We start from the raw sequence: 16,838 nt of genomic DNA, 5'->3' as shown, positions 1-16,838 counted from the left end.
GGCCAAGATTACGGGTCGTCGCGCAGCGACACGTCCAGGAGCTCCAGCATCGCCGTGTAGGCACCGTCGGCGTCCATCTCGCGCACCCGCGCCGCGACTTCGGTGTGGGACGACAGTGGAGGGCGGTGCGGGCCCATGCGCACCCGCTCGCCCCGCGCGGCCAGGGCCGGCACGAGCACGCGGGGCAGCTGCGCGAAGAACCGGTTGCCGGAGGCCGTGAGCAGCGCCGTGTGGAACGCGACGTCGGCGAGCACGGCGAGCGCCGGGTCGCCCTGCGGGGACCGCTCCGCCGCGGCCATCGCGGTCAGCGCCTCGTCCAGCGCGATCAGGTCGGCCGACGAGCGGAACTGCGCGGCGAGCGCGGCGGCCGACGGCTCGACCGCCCGGCGCAGCTCGTGCAGATCGGGGGAGAAGCCGTCGGGCCAGGGCGCTCCGGGCGTCAGGGTCCAGCGCAGGACGTCGGTGTCGAGCACGTTCCAGTCGGCCTGCGGACGCACCCGGTGCGCGGCGTCCACGAGGCTCTTGCCCGCGAGCACCCGCACCGCCTCGCCGAGCACCGCCTCGGCCAGGCCCAGTTCGTCGGCCAGGAGCGAGGGCCGGAGCGTGAAGCCGACGCCGTACGTGCCGTCGGTGATGCCGCGCGCCAGCCGCTCGACCGCCCGGCGGGGCGCCTCGTGGCCGGCCTGCGGCATCGGCGGCGAGCTGGTCATGCGCAGCAGGCTCGCACGGGTCCCTCGCAATATCAATTCGCTCTGGAACCAGCCTGGTTGAGGGCAGGAGTCGGGTCCGCGCCGGGGTGCCGGGCCCGCCAGTACGGGTTGTCGTGCGGCAGCGTGCCGCTGACCCGCCCGTACATTCCGAAGACCATCAGCAGCAGCCCGACGACAAAGCTGAACAGGACGTTCTGGATGCGGAAGGCCAGGAAGTTGTAGCGGGTGTCGAGCAGGGCGAGGTTCACGAACCCGCTGAGGATGAAGAGGATGCCGAGCGTCATGTTGAGCGTCGACGCGATGTTGCCGCCGATCACCATTCCGGCGAACAGCAGCAGACCGGCGCAGAGGGACAGGATGCTCAGCGCGCCGTTCGTGTTCAGGCCCGCGACCGTGTCCCCGCGCGTGTCGAAGAAGCCGATCCTGTCGATGAGCCCGAGGACCCCGAAGGCCAGCAGCACCAGCCCCATCAGGCCCGCACCGGTGCGGTACACCCGGCTGAGCCGGTGGTCGACGGGCAGATGCTCGTCGAGCGTGACGTGTCGTCGGGATCCCGGGCGGAGCACCTGCGTGGCCATGATCGCCTCGCCTCCTTGTACGTACGTACGTCGAGGACCCGTACGTAGTCCAAGGATCCGCCCGTCGCCGGGGGAGTGCCAACAGGGTCAGGCGCCGCCGCGCTCCTCGCGGATCTGTGTCACGACCCGGGCCACCGTCCGCCGCACGGCCTCCGTCTCCGTGAGGAAGTGCCAGTAGTCGGGGTGGCGGCCCTCCAGACTCTCGACGGCGCGGTCGAGGCGGGCCACGGAGTCGTCGAGGGGGCGGGCGTGGCGCGGGTCGGGGGTGCTGCGGCCCGCCATCGCGAGTCGCTGCGCGTCACGGATCGCGAACCGGGTGCGGTCGATCTCCTGCTGCGGGTCCTTCGACACCGCGTTCAGCCGCTGCAGCCGGTCGGAGGCGGCGGAGACCGACTCGTCCGTCGTGTTCAGCAGGGCGCGGACCGTGGACAGCAGCGAGGTGGCGTCGGGCCAGCTCTGGGCGTCGCGCGCGGCGCGGGCCTCGGCGAGCTTGGTCTCGGCCTGCCGCACGTTCTCCGCGGCCAGGTCCGGTACGCGCTGCAGGTCCTGCCAGCACGCGGCGGAGAACCGGCGCCGCAGCTCGCTCAGGACCGGCTCGACCTGGCCCGCGCGGGTCGTCAGGGCCTGGGCCCGGGTGCGCAGGGAGACCAGGCGCCGGTCGATCTCGGCGGCCCGCTCCGGGAGCCGCTCGGCCTCGGCCCGCACGGACTCGGCGTCCCGCGCGACCCGCTCCGCGCGCTCCAGCGTCTCCGGTACGCCGTGCTGCCCCGCGCCCTGGTTCAGCTTGGTCAGCTCGGGGCCGAGGGCGGCGAGCCGGGCCGCGAGGTCGTCGGCCTTCAGGTCCGACCGCCGGACGGCGTCGAGGGCGGTCGTGGCGGCGAGCAGGGCCTGCCGGGCGCGCTCCACGGACGGGGCGAGGCGGGCCAGCTGCGTCTCGGCCTTGCCGAGCAGCGGACCGAGACCCTGTGCGAACCGGTCCAGATCCTGCTTGGTCCGGGTCAACTGGTCCTTGGCCTGCGTCAGTTCGGCCCGGGCGCGGGACGCGACGCTCGCCTCCAGGTCGTCGCGGTCGAGGTCGTGGGCGTCGACCGCGGTGATGTACTGCCCGCTGACCTCGTCGATGCGGGTGCCGAGCTGCTGGAAGTCGGTGACGGCGCGGCGGGCCGCGGGGGAGTCGTCGACCGCCGTGATCGTCTCTATCGAGATGCGCAGATCCCGCTGGGCCGTGTCCAGTTCGTAGAACGCCGCGGCCGCCGCGTCCTTGGCCGCCTGCGCCTCGGCGCGCTGGGACTCGGCACGGCCGCCGAACCACTTCCGCGTGCCGCCGCCGGCGAACGCCGTCGTGACGGTCGCCGCGAGCAGGGGCACGGGGAGCAGGGTGAGGGTGAGGAAGTCGCGGAGGGGGCCGCTGCGGCGGGAGGGGCTCGCTTGTGCCGGGCGCGCACTGTGCCGCGCTCCTGCGGGGCGCTCGTTCGTCGCCGTCACCAACCACTCCCGTGCCGTCATCAGCCCTGACCGGTGTCCATTCTCCCACCGGTTAAGGACGAACACACGGGCCGGTTAGTTCGCGGTTCGCAGTGTGACTTTTCCGTCCTGGGAGCGGGCCGAGATCCGGTGCGGGCTGTGGGCGTCGCGGGGGACGGAGACGTCGACGCCGCCGTCGTCGGTACGGGTGGTCACCCGGTACGTCGCGCTGCCGGGGACCGCGAGGGTCAAAGAGCCGTCCTCGCTGCGCGCCTCGACGCGGTCGGGGACCGTGCGCAGGGCGAGGTGCACGGAGCCGTCCTGGGAGCGGGCGGAGACCTGGCGGGCGTCCACTGCGGAGGCGTGCAGCGAGCCGTCCTCGCTGCGCAGGCGCAGCGGCCCGGAGACGTTCTCGACGTGCACGGAGCCGTCGCGCGTGGAGATGTCGAGGCCCTTGCGGAAGCCGCTCGCGCGGACGCTGCCGTCGCCGCCCCGGACCACGACGGCGACCTCGCGCGGCACCTCGACGCGGTGCCGCGCGGAGCAGTCGGCGATGAAGCCGCTGCAGCGCAGCCGCAGGGTCAGCCGGTCCTCGTCGGCCTGCCACTTCCAGGTCACCTCCGGGTCCGCGCCGACCACGGTGGAGCCCTGGAACCAGCGGGTGACCTCCACCCGGTCGCCGTCGCCCGGGACGAGTTCGAGGCGCGAGTCGTCCGAGTCGACCGTGAGCGTCCTGCCGTGCAGGGCGAACGAGCGGTGGTCGGGGTGGTCGTCGTCGGAGGCGTCGGCGCCGCACGCCGTGGCGGTCGCCGCGACCGCGGCCGTGACGGCCACGGCGGCCAGCGCACGGACACTGCGGGCGGTGCGGAAATGGCGGACGGTCATGGTCGATTCCCCCTGCGGCGGCTGGTGTTGCGGTGCCGGACCGGCGGCCGGCACCCCGTGAACGTACGGCGGCGCAGGTGGTGCGCGGGATGCGGACGGCCACCGGATCGCAGGTGGGGTTAACCCCCGCCGCGGCCCCGGCCGTAAGGGGTTTGCGGTGCACAGGCGTCGGCAAGGTACGCTGTCGGCTCGTCCTGGTCGCGAAAGCCCGGGATGTCGGGTGCGTAGCTCAGGGGTAGAGCGCCTGCCTTACAAGCAGGATGTCGGCGGTTCGAAACCGTCCGCGCCCACCGCGTGAGATAGCAGGTCAGGGGCCCTCCAGTGTGATCACTGGGGGGCCTTCGTCGTGATCGAAGTCCGCATAGAGTCCACAACACCACAGGATCTCCCCCTCCTGTCACCGAAACGAGGGATTGATCAGCCCCGGGCGATCCGTAGAGTCACTGATGACGAGGGCTGGCGCTTCTCCCCGTGCGCGCCAGACGGGCGCTCGTCTACCTCCTGTGGGATCCGGGCGGGGAGGCCCGCCCCACAGGCCACGGCCCCCGCCGCAATAATCGGCGGGGGCCGTTGCGATAGACGGTGACGCACACCCCGTGTGAACGCCACCCATGGGGCGAACATCACCCCCAGCACACACGCAAAGGCGCCTCCCCGGGCGGACGGGCGTACGTCCCGGAGAGGCGCCATTGAGCCCTCACTCGCAGCGCTGAGGGCAGTCCGTGGAAAGCGGTTGTCATATGCACGGTGTCCGACCGTTGCCCCGGGCGCCCGACAGCCCACAGGGATTCACTCGAACGTGCGTCGTATTCGCACAGGCCTTGCACGTGTGGCCGAACAGTGATCGAGCCGCGTGCAGCCAGTAGTACTGATGGGCGGCGGCCCCGATAGCCGTCGTGCCGCCGCCCGCCCGCAGCCCAATCACAAAGCCGCGGGAGCCTGGCAGGGCGACCCGGGACTCCACTCCGGGCCGCCCTCTTCCGGCCCGGAAACCCTCCAGTCGCCGAACCGGGCACAGGCCGCGACAACACGCAGGCCCGCTACCCCCCAACTGGCGTCCGACTGGGACGCGCCAGCGAGGGAGACAAAAGGGGGCGGCGGCATTCCGAGACCGTCATACCGCCGCCCCACCTGGCACCGACCCGGGGGAAGGAGCGTGCCAGGGGATCAGAGATGCCGACGAGTCGGCGATGTCCGCGGCTGCTGCGACGCGCTCGCGCACTCCTCGTGCACCTCGGCGGACAGACCAACCCCCGACCCGGTATCGATCGGAAGCCGAGCTGTCCCCTGCGTCGCCGTGATCGGCTTGCGGCAGCGAGCGCACTGTCGCCGTCTTGCTGTCATCGGTGTACCTCTCGGGTGGTGCGGTTCTCTCCGCCGGCGAGGTCCAGGCCGAGCGCTCTCTACCCCGCCTGTGTCTCGCCGGGACTAGCCGGCCAGGTCGCGCCGGGGCGGATGCCGGCGCTGTTAGTGACGCCCTGGTAGACGTTCACGTGGTCGCGCTTGGAGCTGTGCGGCGGCAGCGTGCACCGGATATTCGTTCCAGGCTTCCGGATGAAGCAGATCCCTGGGATCGGGACGAACGCCATTACGACTCGCCGCCGGCGAACTGATCGAGCGTGCGGACCATCCGGCCGAGCGCAGCCAGCCGCAGCGATCCGGCGAGCGAGCTGGGGCTGAGCCCCTGTTTCAACTCCTCGGCCGCGTCGGCGAGCGCCCGATCGCGCGAATACCAGGCCCGATTCCCCCTGTTGAGGCGATCGGCTTGCGTCTGCACGAGAGGCATCAACCGGCGTATCTCGGCGCGCAGAGCGATGTCGAGCTTGCTGCGCTGTTCTGGAGAGGGCCGCTTGCGCGGGGCTGACCCTGCGTCGTCGAGCAGCCTGCGCAGTCTGCTCGCTTCGGTCTGCGGTGGGGGGTCCTGGATAGTGGTCATGGCACTCTCCGCGGGGGTAGGGCGGCGTCCGTGTGCTCATGACGCTAGGAGCCCTGCACGCGTGCCCTCCAGCTTGTTGCGGATCGTTGCAGGAATTACCCCTCACGTGGGGTGTTGGCGTGACCGCGGTCTTGACCACATTCCTGAAGGGCCGGACGGTGGTGCAACGAACTGCAACACCGATTGCGGGAGGCCACGATGTCGCTACGGTTCATCGGAATCGACCCCAACACCGGAGACGGAGAGAGCCCCACGGTGTGGGTGGACGAGGAGAGAGCAGAGATCGTCATTCAGGGATGGAAACCCACACCCGACGTTGCGGCCGCCGCCGCGGCGTTCAAGGTACCGGGGCACGCGGTCGGCATCCCCGAACACGAACAGGTGGTACGAGTCCCGGCGCGTATGGCCGCGATGCTGAAGGAGGCGTGCAATGCAGTCGAGCAGCGTCCCGACGTTTCCTGACCTCCTCGGTAGCGCCGTCGAGTCCGCCGTCCATCTGGAGATGCGTGACAGTTATGCCGTCGACTACGAGGCGGGGCCGTTCGCCGAGTGGAAGAAGGGTTTCCGCCATGATCCCGCCGACCGTGCATCGTGGTGGCGGCCGTGGCTCGACCTGATCCAAGAGACGGTGGGCCGGGGCGTCGTCGTGCGGCGGGCCCGCATCGTGTCCGAGCCGGTGAGCGAGTACATCCGCTACGAGCACTCAGGGACCTTCACGAACGTCGCCGCGGGCGAACAGGTGCGGTGGCTGCCGCGTCGCCGCGCGTCAGGCCTTGCCCTGCCCGGCAACGACTTCTGGCTCATCGACAGGCGACTCGTCCGGTGGAACCACTTCAGCGGTGACGGGGCCTCCGGTGGCGGGGAGATCAGCACCGACCCGGCCGCCGCGAAACTCTGCTCCGACGCGTTCGAGTCGGTGTGGGAACGAGCGATCCCCCACGAGCAGTACGAGATTCGTTGACCCTCTGAGTACGAGCAGGACCACATGCCACAGTCGCCGTCGTCGTCCGCGCAGGCCGCCCGTGAGGCCGTCGCCGCACAGTTGCGTGATCTGCGCCGGACGGCGGGGCAGACGGTCGCCGAGCACGGAAGACGCTGCGGCTGGAGCGGCGGGAAAACGTCCCGTATCGAGAACGCCGTCACGGCGCCATCGACCCGCGACATTCGCCTGTGGTGCGCAGCGACCGGCGCAGTCGACCAGGCTGAGGGCCTCGTCACGAAGTCGCTCACCGCCGAGTCGATGTACACCGAGTGGCGACAGCACGTCCGCAACGGACTCAAGGAGTTGCAGGAGGTCACCGGCCGCCTGTTCACCGAGTCCCACCTGTTCCGCGTCTACTCGGCCACCCTCGTCCCGGGCCTGCTCCAGACGGTCGGCTACGCGGGCGGCATCTTGCGTATCTCTGCCGAGATGCGGGGCCTCGAAGTCGACGACAGTCCGCAGGCAGCGCAGGCCCGCATCGAGCGGTCAAAGATCCTGCACGAGCAGCGCCGTCGGTTCCTGTTCGTCATCGAGGAATCCGCCCTGTACTACCAGCTCGGCGACACGGATGCGATGGCTGCACAGCTCGGCCACCTCCTCACCGTCGGGGCGCTGCCCAGTGTCTCGCTCGGCATCATCCCGTCAGCGACCGTCGAACGGTGCCAGTGGCCGCGAGAGACGTTCCACGTGTACGACGACCGGCTTGTGTCCGTCGAGCTCGTCACCGCGCGGGTGCGTATCCGGCAACAGTCCGAGATCGATGAGTATCTCCGGGCGTTCGGCCAGCTGCGGAGCATGGCCGTATACGGAGCCGACGCGCGCGCCCTCATCACCCGCGCCATCGGAGCACTCGACCGCGTCGAGGCATGACGAAACGGCCCCCACCGCCCGAAGGCGATGGGGGCCATACCGTTCAACGGGAATCGCGAGCCGCCACCAGCTCAGGGTCCATCGGCACCAGCGGCATCCCAGCCGCACGAAGCCGCTCGTCCTGATGACTGATGTGATCGAGGGCCAGACCAAGAAGCCGCTCCGTGCGATCCGCCCTTGAGCGTGACTCGCGCGCATCCTCCTCAAGCGCGCGCGTCCGCTGGTGAAGCCCGGACATCTGATCCTGGAACCACCTGTACATCTCCGGGCTGACCGTCCACGTCCCCTCCGCCTGCGGCGGCGCCGCAGCCATGCCGTCCGTGGGAATCTCCTGCACCGTCGTACGCGTCCTACCGAGCCATGTGCCGGCCACCGTGCCGAGCGTCGAGACCACGACCGCCAGCAGGCCCAGCCAGCTACTCGGCTCCACGCGGCACCATCCTCGGGACGATCAGTCGGGGGCGGGTCAGGTATGCCACGATCGCGATGAGGAACGCGTGGGATGCCCACGGTGCGACCGCTCCCCATGCCGTCTGCGACGTGCCGGAGAGGCCGCCGAGCGCGTAGGCCAGGGCCCACAGCAGAGGCGGGCCCATCGCCGCGGCGAGCCCTGGGAGGTCGCGGCCTGCGCGCGCGACGGAGAAGACGATGGACAGCAGTCCGGCGCCGATCCACAGCCAGCCCCAGGCGGCCATGCACATCAGGTCGAGGAGGACGCTGATGCCGCGGACGGTGCCGTAGCGGGGTTGTACTGCGATGGACGCGCCGTAGCTGATCCACGCGACTCCTGACGTGGCCAGGGCCAGGCCGCGCCAGCCCAGCCGCGCCCACAGCCGGGCCAGCGCGGGCCGCATCAGGCGTCCGAGCGCGGCGTATGCGGCGCGGCCCACCCGGCGACCCACGACGCGGCGGCCGGGACGAGGGCGAGCACGAACGGCTCCAGCGCATCGGGCATGCCGGAGATCAGCGACGGGTCGTCGGTGACGGCGCCGAGGATCGCGAGCCCGGCGAGACTGGCCAGGTACGCGACCGCGGACCCCGCCGTGACCTTCTTCTCGATCGGAGCAGAGGACGAAGCCATGGGACTACCTCACTTCTTGGGGAGGGTGAGCTTCTGGCCGACGCTGAGCGCGTCCGACTTCAGCGAGTTCAGGGCCTTGATCTCGGCGTAGCGGGCGCCATCACCCAGCTCGTGCACGGCGATCGACCAGAGGGTGTCCCCGCGCTTGACGGTGTACGTGACGTCGGCGCCCGGGGACCACGACGCCTTGTTCTTCAGGCGTTCGGCGACGTCCTTGCGGAACTGCCCCATGGAGAAGGTGAACTTGCTGCGGTTGCCGTAGCCCTCGACCGGGCCTCGCGGGTCGACCTTGACCTCGACCGACGTCTCCAGATGCCCGCCGCACGACTCTGCCGACCAGCCGTAGTGCCGGCAGATCGCCGCGTTGATCCGCACCCACGCGTCGTACTGCTCGCGCGGGTAGACGTCCTTCCCGTTGCCGAGGTTCTCCGTCTCGATGCCGTAGCTGAGGTCGTTGCCGTCGACCGTGCCGGAGGCCTTGGACGGGGCGGGGTGCGTCGCCTTCTCGTTCAGGAACGAGGAGTACGCGTTCTGTGCCATGAGGCCGGCGTGGTTCGCGCGGTGTGCGCTGCACATCGTCGCCACGCCCGTCTTGGCGAGGTGGATGTGCGCGAGCGGGCCCGGCAGTCCAGGAACTCCGTTCTTCGCCACGATGTCGCGGCTGTTGGCCCCGGCAGTGTGGTGGTTCAGGACCATGTGGACCGGGCCGAACGTCTTGCCGGTGGCGGCGTCGCGCCCACGGGTGCGCCACCCGGGGTACTCGCTGGTCTTGACGCCCTCCGCTCTCAGGATGGCGAGGAACGTGTCCGGGGTGAGGGGTGTAGCCATGGGACTCCAGACATGAGAAAGGCCCCGGCCAACTGGCTCGGGGCGTATAGGTGAAGCGGGGTGGGTCAGGTGGACAGGTCCGTCGCGGTCGTGTTCTCCGTCGCGCCGCTCTCGACGTTCACGCCGATGCCCGTCCCCGTATTCGGGGAATCGCCGCCCTTCCACTCCGCGCCGCGCCAGTCGTTGCCGTACCGCTGAATCAGCGAGCACGTCCCGCTGATGCTCAGCCCGTACTTGGCCTCATTGCCGGAGCCGTTGGGGCGGACCTTGGTGCCGCTGATCGAGATGGACGAGGCGGACGTCGACAGGCGAACCCCGTAGTACTGCGCGTTCGCGCTCCTGCCAGGCGACTTGATGTAGTTGTCCCGCAAGTGAATGTTGCTTCCGCCCTGGATCAAGATCCCGTTGTTACCGGGCTCCCTGATCTGGTTGCCGACTGCGCTGGAGTGATCGACGTTGACGAACGTCATCCCATGCCCGGCGATCGTCCACAACTGGTTCCCGCTGATGACGAGGTTGCCGCAGTCCTCGGTAGAGATCCCGGTCCCGTTGATGTTGGCGACCACGTTGCCGCTGATCGCCGCCCGGGAAACCTGCTGCATGCGGATGCCGTTCTGGCTCGACGACGACCCGTCGATGCTGTTGGAGCCGACGGTCAGGTTGAGGATCTGCCCGGACGTCTCCCCGAGCGCGATGATCGGCTCGTCGTAGCCGCCACCCTGCCGGAAGACATTGCCAACGACGCTCAGGTTCCTCATCACCTGTGAGGCGCCCGTGGGGTTCCCGTTGACGTCCTTCGTGTCCTCCGCGTCCGCCAGGATTACCGCCCGCAGACGCACCCCCGAGCCGCAGCCGACGAAAGCATTGCCCGTGATCGTCGCGTCCTCCCAGTTGTACGCGCTGACCGCGTACTGAAGGAGGTTCTCAAAGCTGTTGTCCGCGACACGGATCCTGCGGTGCCAGCGGCCGATCGTCGCCGAGTGCGAGCCCACGCCGCGCGGCCACGCGGTCGTTCCGGACGTGTCCGAATCCCCGAAGTGGTTGCCGCTGATCAGGATGTCGACGCACGGCGTGTGATCGTACGGGCCGAACCCGCCGAAAACTCCTGCCGACTTGGCGAGGTCGATCTGCACGGCCTCGGAGAAATCTCGGCCGCCCGGGTCGATGTAGCCGCGGAACCGGCACCCGGTGATCGTGCCGTGGGACGTCGAGTTGAGTTCGATGCCGTGGTACCCCGGCACATCCCGGATCTCCAAGTCGCGGATCACGATGTCCGAGGCGTGCCCGATGCTGATGCACATTGCCGACCCCGTGAGGCCGCTCACGTTCCCCTGCATGTTCCACAGGCCACCCTCGATCGTGATCCGAGAGTGCCCCGTGTACCCCGGGGCGCTTTGCCCGCCGTCGCCGTTGATGAGCATCGTCCCCGGCACGGTGCGCCGGAACTCCGCGCCCTGCATCAGCGACAGCCGCGTGTTGCCGTAGATCCTCAGCGTCTGGTCGATCAGATAGACGCCCGGAGGAACCTGCACCACCGCGCCGCCGACATCACGGGCATCGTTGAGCGCGGCCTGAATGCCCGGAGAGGCGCCCACGGTTCCGCTGCTGTCGGTGCCGTAGTTCAGGACGCTGAAAGTGCGCGCTGGCACCATCGCCTGGAGTCGCCCAGCGGTGATGTCCATGCCTGCACGCCAGTCCACAGGGGTCGACAAAGGTCCTCCTCTACAGGGATGCGATCGCGGGCCGGGCAAGGCCAACAGGCGTGCCCGCCGCGTGAGATTTGATGACGCCGTTGACGCTGCGCACGACCGTCATGCGCTGCACGCCGACCACCTCAAAGTCGTCGAAGCGCAAGGCCGGAGCCGTATTGGTGTTGCCGGAGAAGGCGCTCGCAGCCAGCCCCACCGCACCCTCGACGATTGGACTTGCCGTGACCTCCTGCTCGATGACCCACGCGGCCGGCTCAGCACTGCCCGTAGGCCACACACGGAGCCGCACGATCTGCCCCTCGACCTGCGCCCGCACCTCGAACGTCGCCCCGGCTGTGTACGCGTAGCCCAGTTTCACGGTGGCGCTGAGGGCCGTTGCGCCGCGCGCGACGCTGACGTACAGCTCTCCGTTCGGGCTGAAGTGAAGCCGCGCCCGGTAGCAGTCGGCCACGGACGCGTAGCGCAGGAGGATCACCGAGACGAGACTCGCGCCCGTCGCCATCTGGTCGACGGACATGCGGGTCCGCACCTCGGCGTCCGCCAGGGCCCCAGGCATGGTCTGAGCCCGCAGCGTCGTAGGGCTCGACGGCACCGTGACGACGCCGCGCGCTCCGTCGACCGACCGGTCCGACGCGGATCCGCCGGCCGTGGCCCACACGTCGCCGCCCGGAGCCGTGCCCCACCCCGAGGCCACCGTCCGGGCGAAGTTGTCGGTGAGCGAGGCGATTGAGGTGACCGTCGCCTCCTCGCCGCCGAGCTCGATGGGGATCGGCATCTCGGCCGGATCGGTCGTCCACGGAGGGCCGGCCGTCACGCGGACCGCGAGGACCGTGTCCGACGGTGAAGCGGCCAGCGTCAGTACAGTTCCGTCCGTGTTCGCCTTGGCGTACACCGGGTGGTCTGCTTGTGCCGTCATCCACGGGCCTCCGGGATCGCAGGTGAGGGTGATCTCCCATGTGCGTGGGAGGTACGTCTCGGACATGCCCGTGATGAGGAGATCGACCGGCCCGTACGCCACCCACGACGGCAGATTCACGATGCGGAGGATGTCGCCCTCGCGGAGTGCGATCACGTCGTCGATGAGCTCCGGATGCCGGTGTAGACGCACGGACACCGACGGGTACCGGGCGCCGTCATAGGTGCCCAGATGGAGCCGCCACGGCGCGATGAATTGCGGTTGGAGATCGTCGTTCAGGTTGAGGGTGACCGACTCGTCATAGACGCCGATACCGTCCGGCGGCTCCTGAATCGACAGCGGCCCCGTCTCCAGCACCGCGCGCGCCGACGAGCCGCCGAAGCGGGTGACGGTCACGTCGTTGCGGGTCGCCGAGTCGTCGTCGACCGGCTCCAGCGACCCGGCTGCGATCTGCCCGGCCGCGTAGTCGAGGACGAGCGCAGGCTCCTGCGTGTACAGGCTCGACCGGTCCCGGTACAGCAGACCGAGCCGGTCACGGGATTCCACCAGCATGCCGCCGTCGGCGTCCGCGGCCTCCTGGAGCAGAGCCAGGAGCGTCTCCGGGCGCTGCGGGCCCACAAGCTGAGGCTCCAGCGGTCCGGCGATCCGGGATACAGGAATCGACTCCTCGCCAGCCAGGCGCATCATCCGCGCCCACGCCGTCTCGCCGGCGTACCCGTCATCCGACCCGGTGTAGAGCGAGTTCTGTGCGGTAGGCAGGACAGCGAGGTGACCGATGCCCCACCCGGTCATTGCCTCAGTCCACGTGCCCGTGACCGCTGTGACCCTGCCCGCCGTGCCCGAGATGGTGCCCCCGGTACCGCCGGCGTCGCCGCCGACGTCCTGGAAGTCGAGACGCCACTGCACCGAGCCGGTGCCGGTGTCGCGGGCCCACAGGCGCAGGCGCACCCAGCCGTGGAAAACGTCAGCCTCGACCGCAACAAGGACACCGACGACCTCCGTGCCGCCCGCGTTGACACCGCGGATCTGCACGGCGCCTGCGCGCATGGCAACGGTCCAGCGGCGCACAGTTCCGGTGGACGAGATGCCGATCAGTTCGACGGGCGGGTTGGTGGGGAGAGGGGCCTTGTCGTCGGCGTTGTAGACGAGTTCGACCTGCCACTGGCCGGCCGCCGCGGCAGGCACGATTGCCGACAGCTGCGCCCCCGCGTTGATCTTGGGGAGTGGCTTGGATGAGGGCAGCGTGTCGAGGCTGGCCCACTCCACGTTGGTGAGCGCGGCCGGGTTGACACCCTTGATCGGCGAGTACGCGCGGGTCGCGTAGCGGTCCTCTTCCATGGGCCAGTACGCGATCGGGGAGCCGGAGGGGATCCGGCGCCGCAGTGTGCTGTCGAGGGCCTTGGCGCCCTGCCCGTACCGGCGCAGGATGCCCGCGGCTTCCACGGACGTCCACACGTCGGCGTGCGAGGCCACCCACTTCTGTGGCCACGACGCGATTTCCCCGACGAACAGCTCCCGGCGGTCGGCCACGGCTGCGGTGCCCGAGTGCGACCACGTGCGCCCCGCCGAGTCGGTGAACGAGGCTGTGCCGAGCGGCTGTTGCGTGAAATCGGGGCTGGCGACGACCGTTCCGTTGATCCCCGACCTGACCTCGGCCTTGTACACCCGGCCCACCACCGGGGGCCGCGTCGCCGTCGCAGTCACGTCGAGCGGAGCGATAGTCAACGGCGCACTGCCGGAGAACAGGGACAGCACACCGCTGGCGCTGTACGGCCTGTTCAGCAGCGTCCACGGGCCCGCCATGGACGGAGCCCAGTACAGGGACGCAGTGAACCCGCCGGCCCCGTTGTCCACGTCGAGCGTTGCCCTCAGCGCGGCGCGCCGCGGCAGCGCAGGCAAACGCTGGCGGACGAAGAACCCCGGGCCGCCGTCTGTCGAGTAGATGAGGCTGAGGAGGCCGTCCTGGATGCGCATGTAGTAACTGGCCTGGCCAGGTGCCCACTTGCCGATGAGGGTCTGGGGCGTCGGCTGGTACCAGTTGGCTTCCAGCTCGATGCGCAGGTCCAGGTCCCCGGTGATGTCGAGCGCCGCCGCGTCCGGTGTCGAGGCGATGTTGGCGGGGTCGCCGTCGAGGTCGAGGAAGTGCTCCCCGCCCGGCAGCCACAGCCTCACGGGGGTGTTGCGGCCGATGAGCCCGTAGTACGGGGACATCGGGTTGCGCGGGCTGAACTTCCCGTCACGGTTGTTGATCGTGATCGGCACCGAAGCCGGGTCCGCCGTCGCGCCGTTGGACCGGATCCCACGCGTATGGCGGATCGGATCGCGGGTGTAGACGCTCGCCGTGATGTCCGTCCACACGCCCGCCTTGATCTCGACACGCAGGCCCAGCGGATCCTCCGGAAAAGCCATGTCATCCCCTCCCGAGGTACAGCTGCACGTTGCCGCGGCCGTCTGTCTGGACCTTCTTACGGAGCGCCGACACGATCGCCTGGCCGAGCTCTCCGCCGAGCTCCACGCGCTGCGTGGAGGTCTGCGACGAGGACCCGCCAGATACGCCGGCCGCCGCCCCGCCGACAGCCGAGGCCATCGCTGCGGACGGGGTCGGCGTGTTCACGAGGTTCGACATGGTGTCGTCGAGGACTCCGGAGTGCGCCTCGACGCCCTGCGCGATACCGGCAGGGATCCACCGGCCGATCTGGTCGGCCATCACGCGGGAGGGCGAGTGGATGCCCAACGCCTTGGCGATCGGCCCGGGAATCATCCCCTTCGCGAACGACATGAGCTGGCTGCGGAGGTAGCCGCCCATGGACTGCACGCCGCGGACCAGGCCGCGCACAAGGTCGGCGCCCTTGCTGACAAGGAGTCCGCCAAGTGAGCCGAGGGCTCCGGAGATTCGGCTGGGCAGTCCCCGCACCCACGCCATGAAGTCGACGGCCTTGGTGACCGCCCCGGTCTTGAACCGCTGGAAGGCGACCGAAGCGACCGAAGCGAGGAGTACCCCGAGCGAGGCGAGTGCCGCGACTGCGCGCCCGGGGAGTCCGGCCACGTAGGAGATGAAGGAACTGAAGGCGCCGCCGACGGGTCCGGCGATGTAGCGGGACCACAGGCCGCCGAACCATCCGCCGATGGCAGAGCCCAGCTTTCCCAACTGTGCGGGGATGCCCTCGACGAAGCCCCTGCCGAGGTTGACGAGGATCATGCCGACTGCGGCGACCAGCGCCCCGGCGATCAGGAGCGGTAGCGCGATGAGCCCGACGATGATCGCGGCGGCGATCAAGGAGATCTTGAACATCTTGTCGGGGTTCGCCATCATCCAAGCGCCGATGCTCTCGCCCAGCCCCATCAGCCCCGAAATGGCCTGCGGCGCAAGCGTCTTGATCTTCTCGATCAGCTTCGGGCCGAGGAGCCCGAAGAACGCGAACACCCTGTCGAGCCCGGCCGCGCCGGATGCCCCGGCCTCGTCCCACATCGAGCCGAACGCCCCGCCCACCAGTCCTTTCAGGCCCGTGATCGCGGGGATGACCTTCGTGCCGAGGAAGTCCACGACTCCCTGCTGCATGCCGCGCTTGAACTGCTCCACCTTCGTCGCCGCGTTGTCGCGGAGCGCGTCGCCCATCTTGTCCGCGGCGCCGCCGACCTTGCCGAGCGACTCCGCGGCCGAGGACGGATCGAGCGCCATCAACGCCTTCTGCGTGTCCTCGCTCTTGGTGCCGAACAAGGTGAGCGCGACATTGTTCTTGTCGGTGCCGTCCTTCATCTTGGACAGGCCCTCGAACACCTTGTCCAGCGCGGCCCGAGCCTCGGGCCCGCCCTTCACGAAAGCCGCTTGCATCTCCTTGCCGGAGAGGCCGATCTTCCGGAACGCCTCGTCGACCTTGTCGCCGCCGCCCTGGGTGATGAGGACAAACTCCTTCAATGCGTCGGCGACCACGTCGGTGTCGCGCGCACCGGCCTGCATGCCCTGCGAGAGAAGGCCCATAGCGTCGGCGCCGTCGAGGCCCATCTGCCGGAAGATCGTCGAGTACTCGTTGAACGTGTCCGCGACGTCATCGGCGCGCTGCCCCAGCTTCGGGAGCGCCGCGGCCATGATGTCGACGGCCTCGGCGCCGTTGTCGACCAAACCCGTCTTGATCATCTGCCCGACTGCATTCGCAGTCTGGCCCAAGTCCAGCTCAAAACTGCTGGCGAGGTCGGTGACCTTGGTCGCGATCGACTCGATCTGTGCGTTCGTCGCCTCCGGCGGGGCGATCCCAGCACGCATTACCGCCGAAATCGCATCGGCCGCGCCCTGGAAATCTTCGGTCACCGCGTCCGCGTACATCTGCCCGGCGATGTGCCCGTAGCGCTGCGCCTCCTGCGCAGTGAGCCCCAACTGGGCCCCCAGACGGCCGGTGATCTTCCCCTGTTCCATCGCGTCGTTCATCGCGGTCATCAGGAGCGCGCCCGCCGCTGCGCCGATGCCGGCCGCAGCCATCTTCAGCTTCCCGAGCTTCTCGGCGATGCCGCCCACGGCGTTGTCGGCACCGGGGCCGCTGGTGTCGTTCAGGCCGTCGCCGAGGCCGTCGCCCGCGTCGCGGCCTGCGGCGACGAACCGGCCCCGCAGATCCCGGAGCCTGCCGTCGGCGCCGCGGACCACGCCGTCGCCGAGCTGCTGCCCGGCCTGCTGCCCGGCCCGCTCGGCATCCGATCCCATCTGGGTGCCCGCGCGCCGCATCTGGCTCTCTGCGGTGCGCAGTCCGTCGGTGACTCCGGACGCGTCGAGGGTGATGAGGCCGGTGAGTTCGCCGACGGTGAGCGCCACGCTGCTACCTCCTTTGGGGTTGCTGGGGGTCAGGAGGTGCGAAATGCCGGGCGATGCGGGAGTCCGCGGAGAGGAGGC

General features: G+C 69.7%; 15 protein-coding genes and 1 tRNA gene. 4 read left to right on the top strand and 12 right to left on the bottom strand.

Translation table 11 applies throughout. The features are described from left to right. Window positions 1–8 precede the first annotated feature (8 nt). From ACVHNB_RS32995 to ACVHNB_RS32980, 4 genes are all read right to left on the bottom strand, one after another. Window positions 9–710, bottom strand: coding sequence for a FadR/GntR family transcriptional regulator (locus ACVHNB_RS32995; RefSeq protein WP_428954926.1), 702 nt, complete (start codon window positions 708–710; stop codon window positions 9–11). Window positions 711–742: 32 nt separating this feature from the next. Further along, window positions 743–1,288: a DUF4383 domain-containing protein gene (locus tag ACVHNB_RS32990; protein ID WP_428954927.1), complete on the bottom strand. Its 546-nt coding sequence runs from the start codon at window positions 1,286–1,288 to the stop codon at window positions 743–745. Between the two features lie 87 nt (window positions 1,289–1,375). Then, a complete protein-coding gene (locus tag ACVHNB_RS32985) occupies window positions 1,376–2,773 on the bottom strand; it encodes a hypothetical protein (RefSeq protein ID WP_456226565.1) in 1,398 nt (465 codons plus the stop codon). Between the two features lie 75 nt (window positions 2,774–2,848). Further along, on the bottom strand, window positions 2,849–3,637 hold the full coding sequence (locus ACVHNB_RS32980; protein WP_428954929.1) for a DUF4097 family beta strand repeat-containing protein: 789 nt from the start codon (window positions 3,635–3,637) through the stop codon (window positions 2,849–2,851). A 218-nt stretch (window positions 3,638–3,855) separates the two neighbouring features. On the opposite strand from ACVHNB_RS32980, the gene ACVHNB_RS32975 reads away from it, so the two are divergent. Next, window positions 3,856–3,927, top strand: a tRNA-Val gene (locus ACVHNB_RS32975). Window positions 3,928–5,225: 1,298 nt separating this feature from the next. Here the strand turns inward: ACVHNB_RS32975 and ACVHNB_RS32970 are convergent. Next, window positions 5,226–5,573, bottom strand: coding sequence for a DUF6415 family natural product biosynthesis protein (locus tag ACVHNB_RS32970; RefSeq protein ID WP_456226564.1), 348 nt, complete (start codon window positions 5,571–5,573; stop codon window positions 5,226–5,228). Window positions 5,574–5,771: 198 nt separating this feature from the next. Between ACVHNB_RS32970 and ACVHNB_RS32965 the strand changes: the two genes are divergently transcribed. Genes ACVHNB_RS32965 through ACVHNB_RS32955 form a run of 3 tightly spaced genes read left to right on the top strand, consistent with a single transcriptional unit; the run spans window position 5,772 to window position 7,425 of the window. Then, entirely contained in the window at window positions 5,772–6,035 is a 264-nt protein-coding gene (locus tag ACVHNB_RS32965) for a hypothetical protein (RefSeq protein ID WP_456226563.1), read from the top strand. Further along, window positions 6,004–6,534: a DUF6879 family protein gene (locus tag ACVHNB_RS32960; protein WP_456226562.1), complete on the top strand. Its 531-nt coding sequence runs from the start codon at window positions 6,004–6,006 to the stop codon at window positions 6,532–6,534. The genes ACVHNB_RS32965 and ACVHNB_RS32960 overlap by 32 nt, the downstream gene beginning before the upstream one ends. 24 nt (window positions 6,535–6,558) lie before the next feature. Beyond that, window positions 6,559–7,425: a helix-turn-helix domain-containing protein gene (locus tag ACVHNB_RS32955; RefSeq protein ID WP_456226561.1), complete on the top strand. Its 867-nt coding sequence runs from the start codon at window positions 6,559–6,561 to the stop codon at window positions 7,423–7,425. 43 nt (window positions 7,426–7,468) lie between these two features. Here the strand turns inward: ACVHNB_RS32955 and ACVHNB_RS32950 are convergent, their stop codons facing one another. The 7 genes from ACVHNB_RS32950 to ACVHNB_RS32920 form a co-directional block, all read right to left on the bottom strand. Beyond that, window positions 7,469–7,855 (bottom strand): hypothetical protein, encoded by a 387-nt coding sequence (locus ACVHNB_RS32950; protein WP_456226560.1) that lies wholly within the window; start codon window positions 7,853–7,855, stop codon window positions 7,469–7,471. Further along, window positions 7,842–8,315, bottom strand: coding sequence for a hypothetical protein (locus tag ACVHNB_RS32945; RefSeq protein ID WP_456226559.1), 474 nt, complete (start codon window positions 8,313–8,315; stop codon window positions 7,842–7,844). The genes ACVHNB_RS32950 and ACVHNB_RS32945 overlap by 14 nt, the downstream gene beginning before the upstream one ends. Then, window positions 8,279–8,506 carry a holin gene (locus tag ACVHNB_RS32940; RefSeq protein ID WP_456226558.1) on the bottom strand — a complete coding sequence of 76 codons (228 nt, stop codon included), beginning with the start codon at window positions 8,504–8,506 and terminating at the stop codon, window positions 8,279–8,281. The genes ACVHNB_RS32945 and ACVHNB_RS32940 overlap by 37 nt, the downstream gene beginning before the upstream one ends. A gap of 9 nt (window positions 8,507–8,515) precedes the next feature. Next, a complete protein-coding gene (locus ACVHNB_RS32935; RefSeq protein WP_456226557.1) occupies window positions 8,516–9,334 on the bottom strand; it encodes an N-acetylmuramoyl-L-alanine amidase in 819 nt (272 codons plus the stop codon). Window positions 9,335–9,399: 65 nt separating this feature from the next. Continuing rightward, a complete protein-coding gene (locus ACVHNB_RS32930) occupies window positions 9,400–11,016 on the bottom strand; it encodes a right-handed parallel beta-helix repeat-containing protein (protein WP_456226556.1) in 1,617 nt (538 codons plus the stop codon). A 40-nt stretch (window positions 11,017–11,056) separates the two neighbouring features. After that, on the bottom strand, window positions 11,057–14,368 hold the full coding sequence (locus tag ACVHNB_RS32925; RefSeq protein ID WP_456226555.1) for a hypothetical protein: 3,312 nt from the start codon (window positions 14,366–14,368) through the stop codon (window positions 11,057–11,059). A 1-nt stretch (window position 14,369) separates the two neighbouring features. Next, window positions 14,370–16,760: a phage tail tape measure protein gene (locus ACVHNB_RS32920; RefSeq protein ID WP_456226554.1), complete on the bottom strand. Its 2,391-nt coding sequence runs from the start codon at window positions 16,758–16,760 to the stop codon at window positions 14,370–14,372. Window positions 16,761–16,838: the final 78 nt, after the last annotated feature.

Source organism: Streptomyces sp. YJ-C3 (assembly GCF_053891275.1).
The sequence above is the reverse complement of the archived record's forward strand: the minus strand, read 5'-3'. Positions and strand labels throughout refer to the sequence as shown.

What these genes read in the sequence shown, in the direction of transcription:
- ACVHNB_RS32930 (WP_456226556.1), bottom strand. Translation starts at nt 11,016, where the DNA reads ATGGACATCACCGCTGGGCGACTCCAGGCGATGGTGCCAGCGCGCACT.
- ACVHNB_RS32940 (WP_456226558.1), bottom strand. Translation starts at nt 8,506, where the DNA reads ATGGCTTCGTCCTCTGCTCCGATCGAGAAGAAGGTCACGGCGGGGTCC.
- ACVHNB_RS32955 (WP_456226561.1), top strand. Translation starts at nt 6,559, where the DNA reads ATGCCACAGTCGCCGTCGTCGTCCGCGCAGGCCGCCCGTGAGGCCGTC.
- ACVHNB_RS32925 (WP_456226555.1), bottom strand. Translation starts at nt 14,368, where the DNA reads ATGGCTTTTCCGGAGGATCCGCTGGGCCTGCGTGTCGAGATCAAGGCG.
- ACVHNB_RS32980 (WP_428954929.1), bottom strand. Translation starts at nt 3,637, where the DNA reads ATGACCGTCCGCCATTTCCGCACCGCCCGCAGTGTCCGTGCGCTGGCC.
- ACVHNB_RS32965 (WP_456226563.1), top strand. Translation starts at nt 5,772, where the DNA reads ATGTCGCTACGGTTCATCGGAATCGACCCCAACACCGGAGACGGAGAG.
- ACVHNB_RS32960 (WP_456226562.1), top strand. Translation starts at nt 6,004, where the DNA reads ATGCAGTCGAGCAGCGTCCCGACGTTTCCTGACCTCCTCGGTAGCGCC.
- ACVHNB_RS32970 (WP_456226564.1), bottom strand. Translation starts at nt 5,573, where the DNA reads ATGACCACTATCCAGGACCCCCCACCGCAGACCGAAGCGAGCAGACTG.
- ACVHNB_RS32990 (WP_428954927.1), bottom strand. Translation starts at nt 1,288, where the DNA reads ATGGCCACGCAGGTGCTCCGCCCGGGATCCCGACGACACGTCACGCTC.
- ACVHNB_RS32935 (WP_456226557.1), bottom strand. Translation starts at nt 9,334, where the DNA reads ATGGCTACACCCCTCACCCCGGACACGTTCCTCGCCATCCTGAGAGCG.
- ACVHNB_RS32995 (WP_428954926.1), bottom strand. Translation starts at nt 710, where the DNA reads ATGACCAGCTCGCCGCCGATGCCGCAGGCCGGCCACGAGGCGCCCCGC.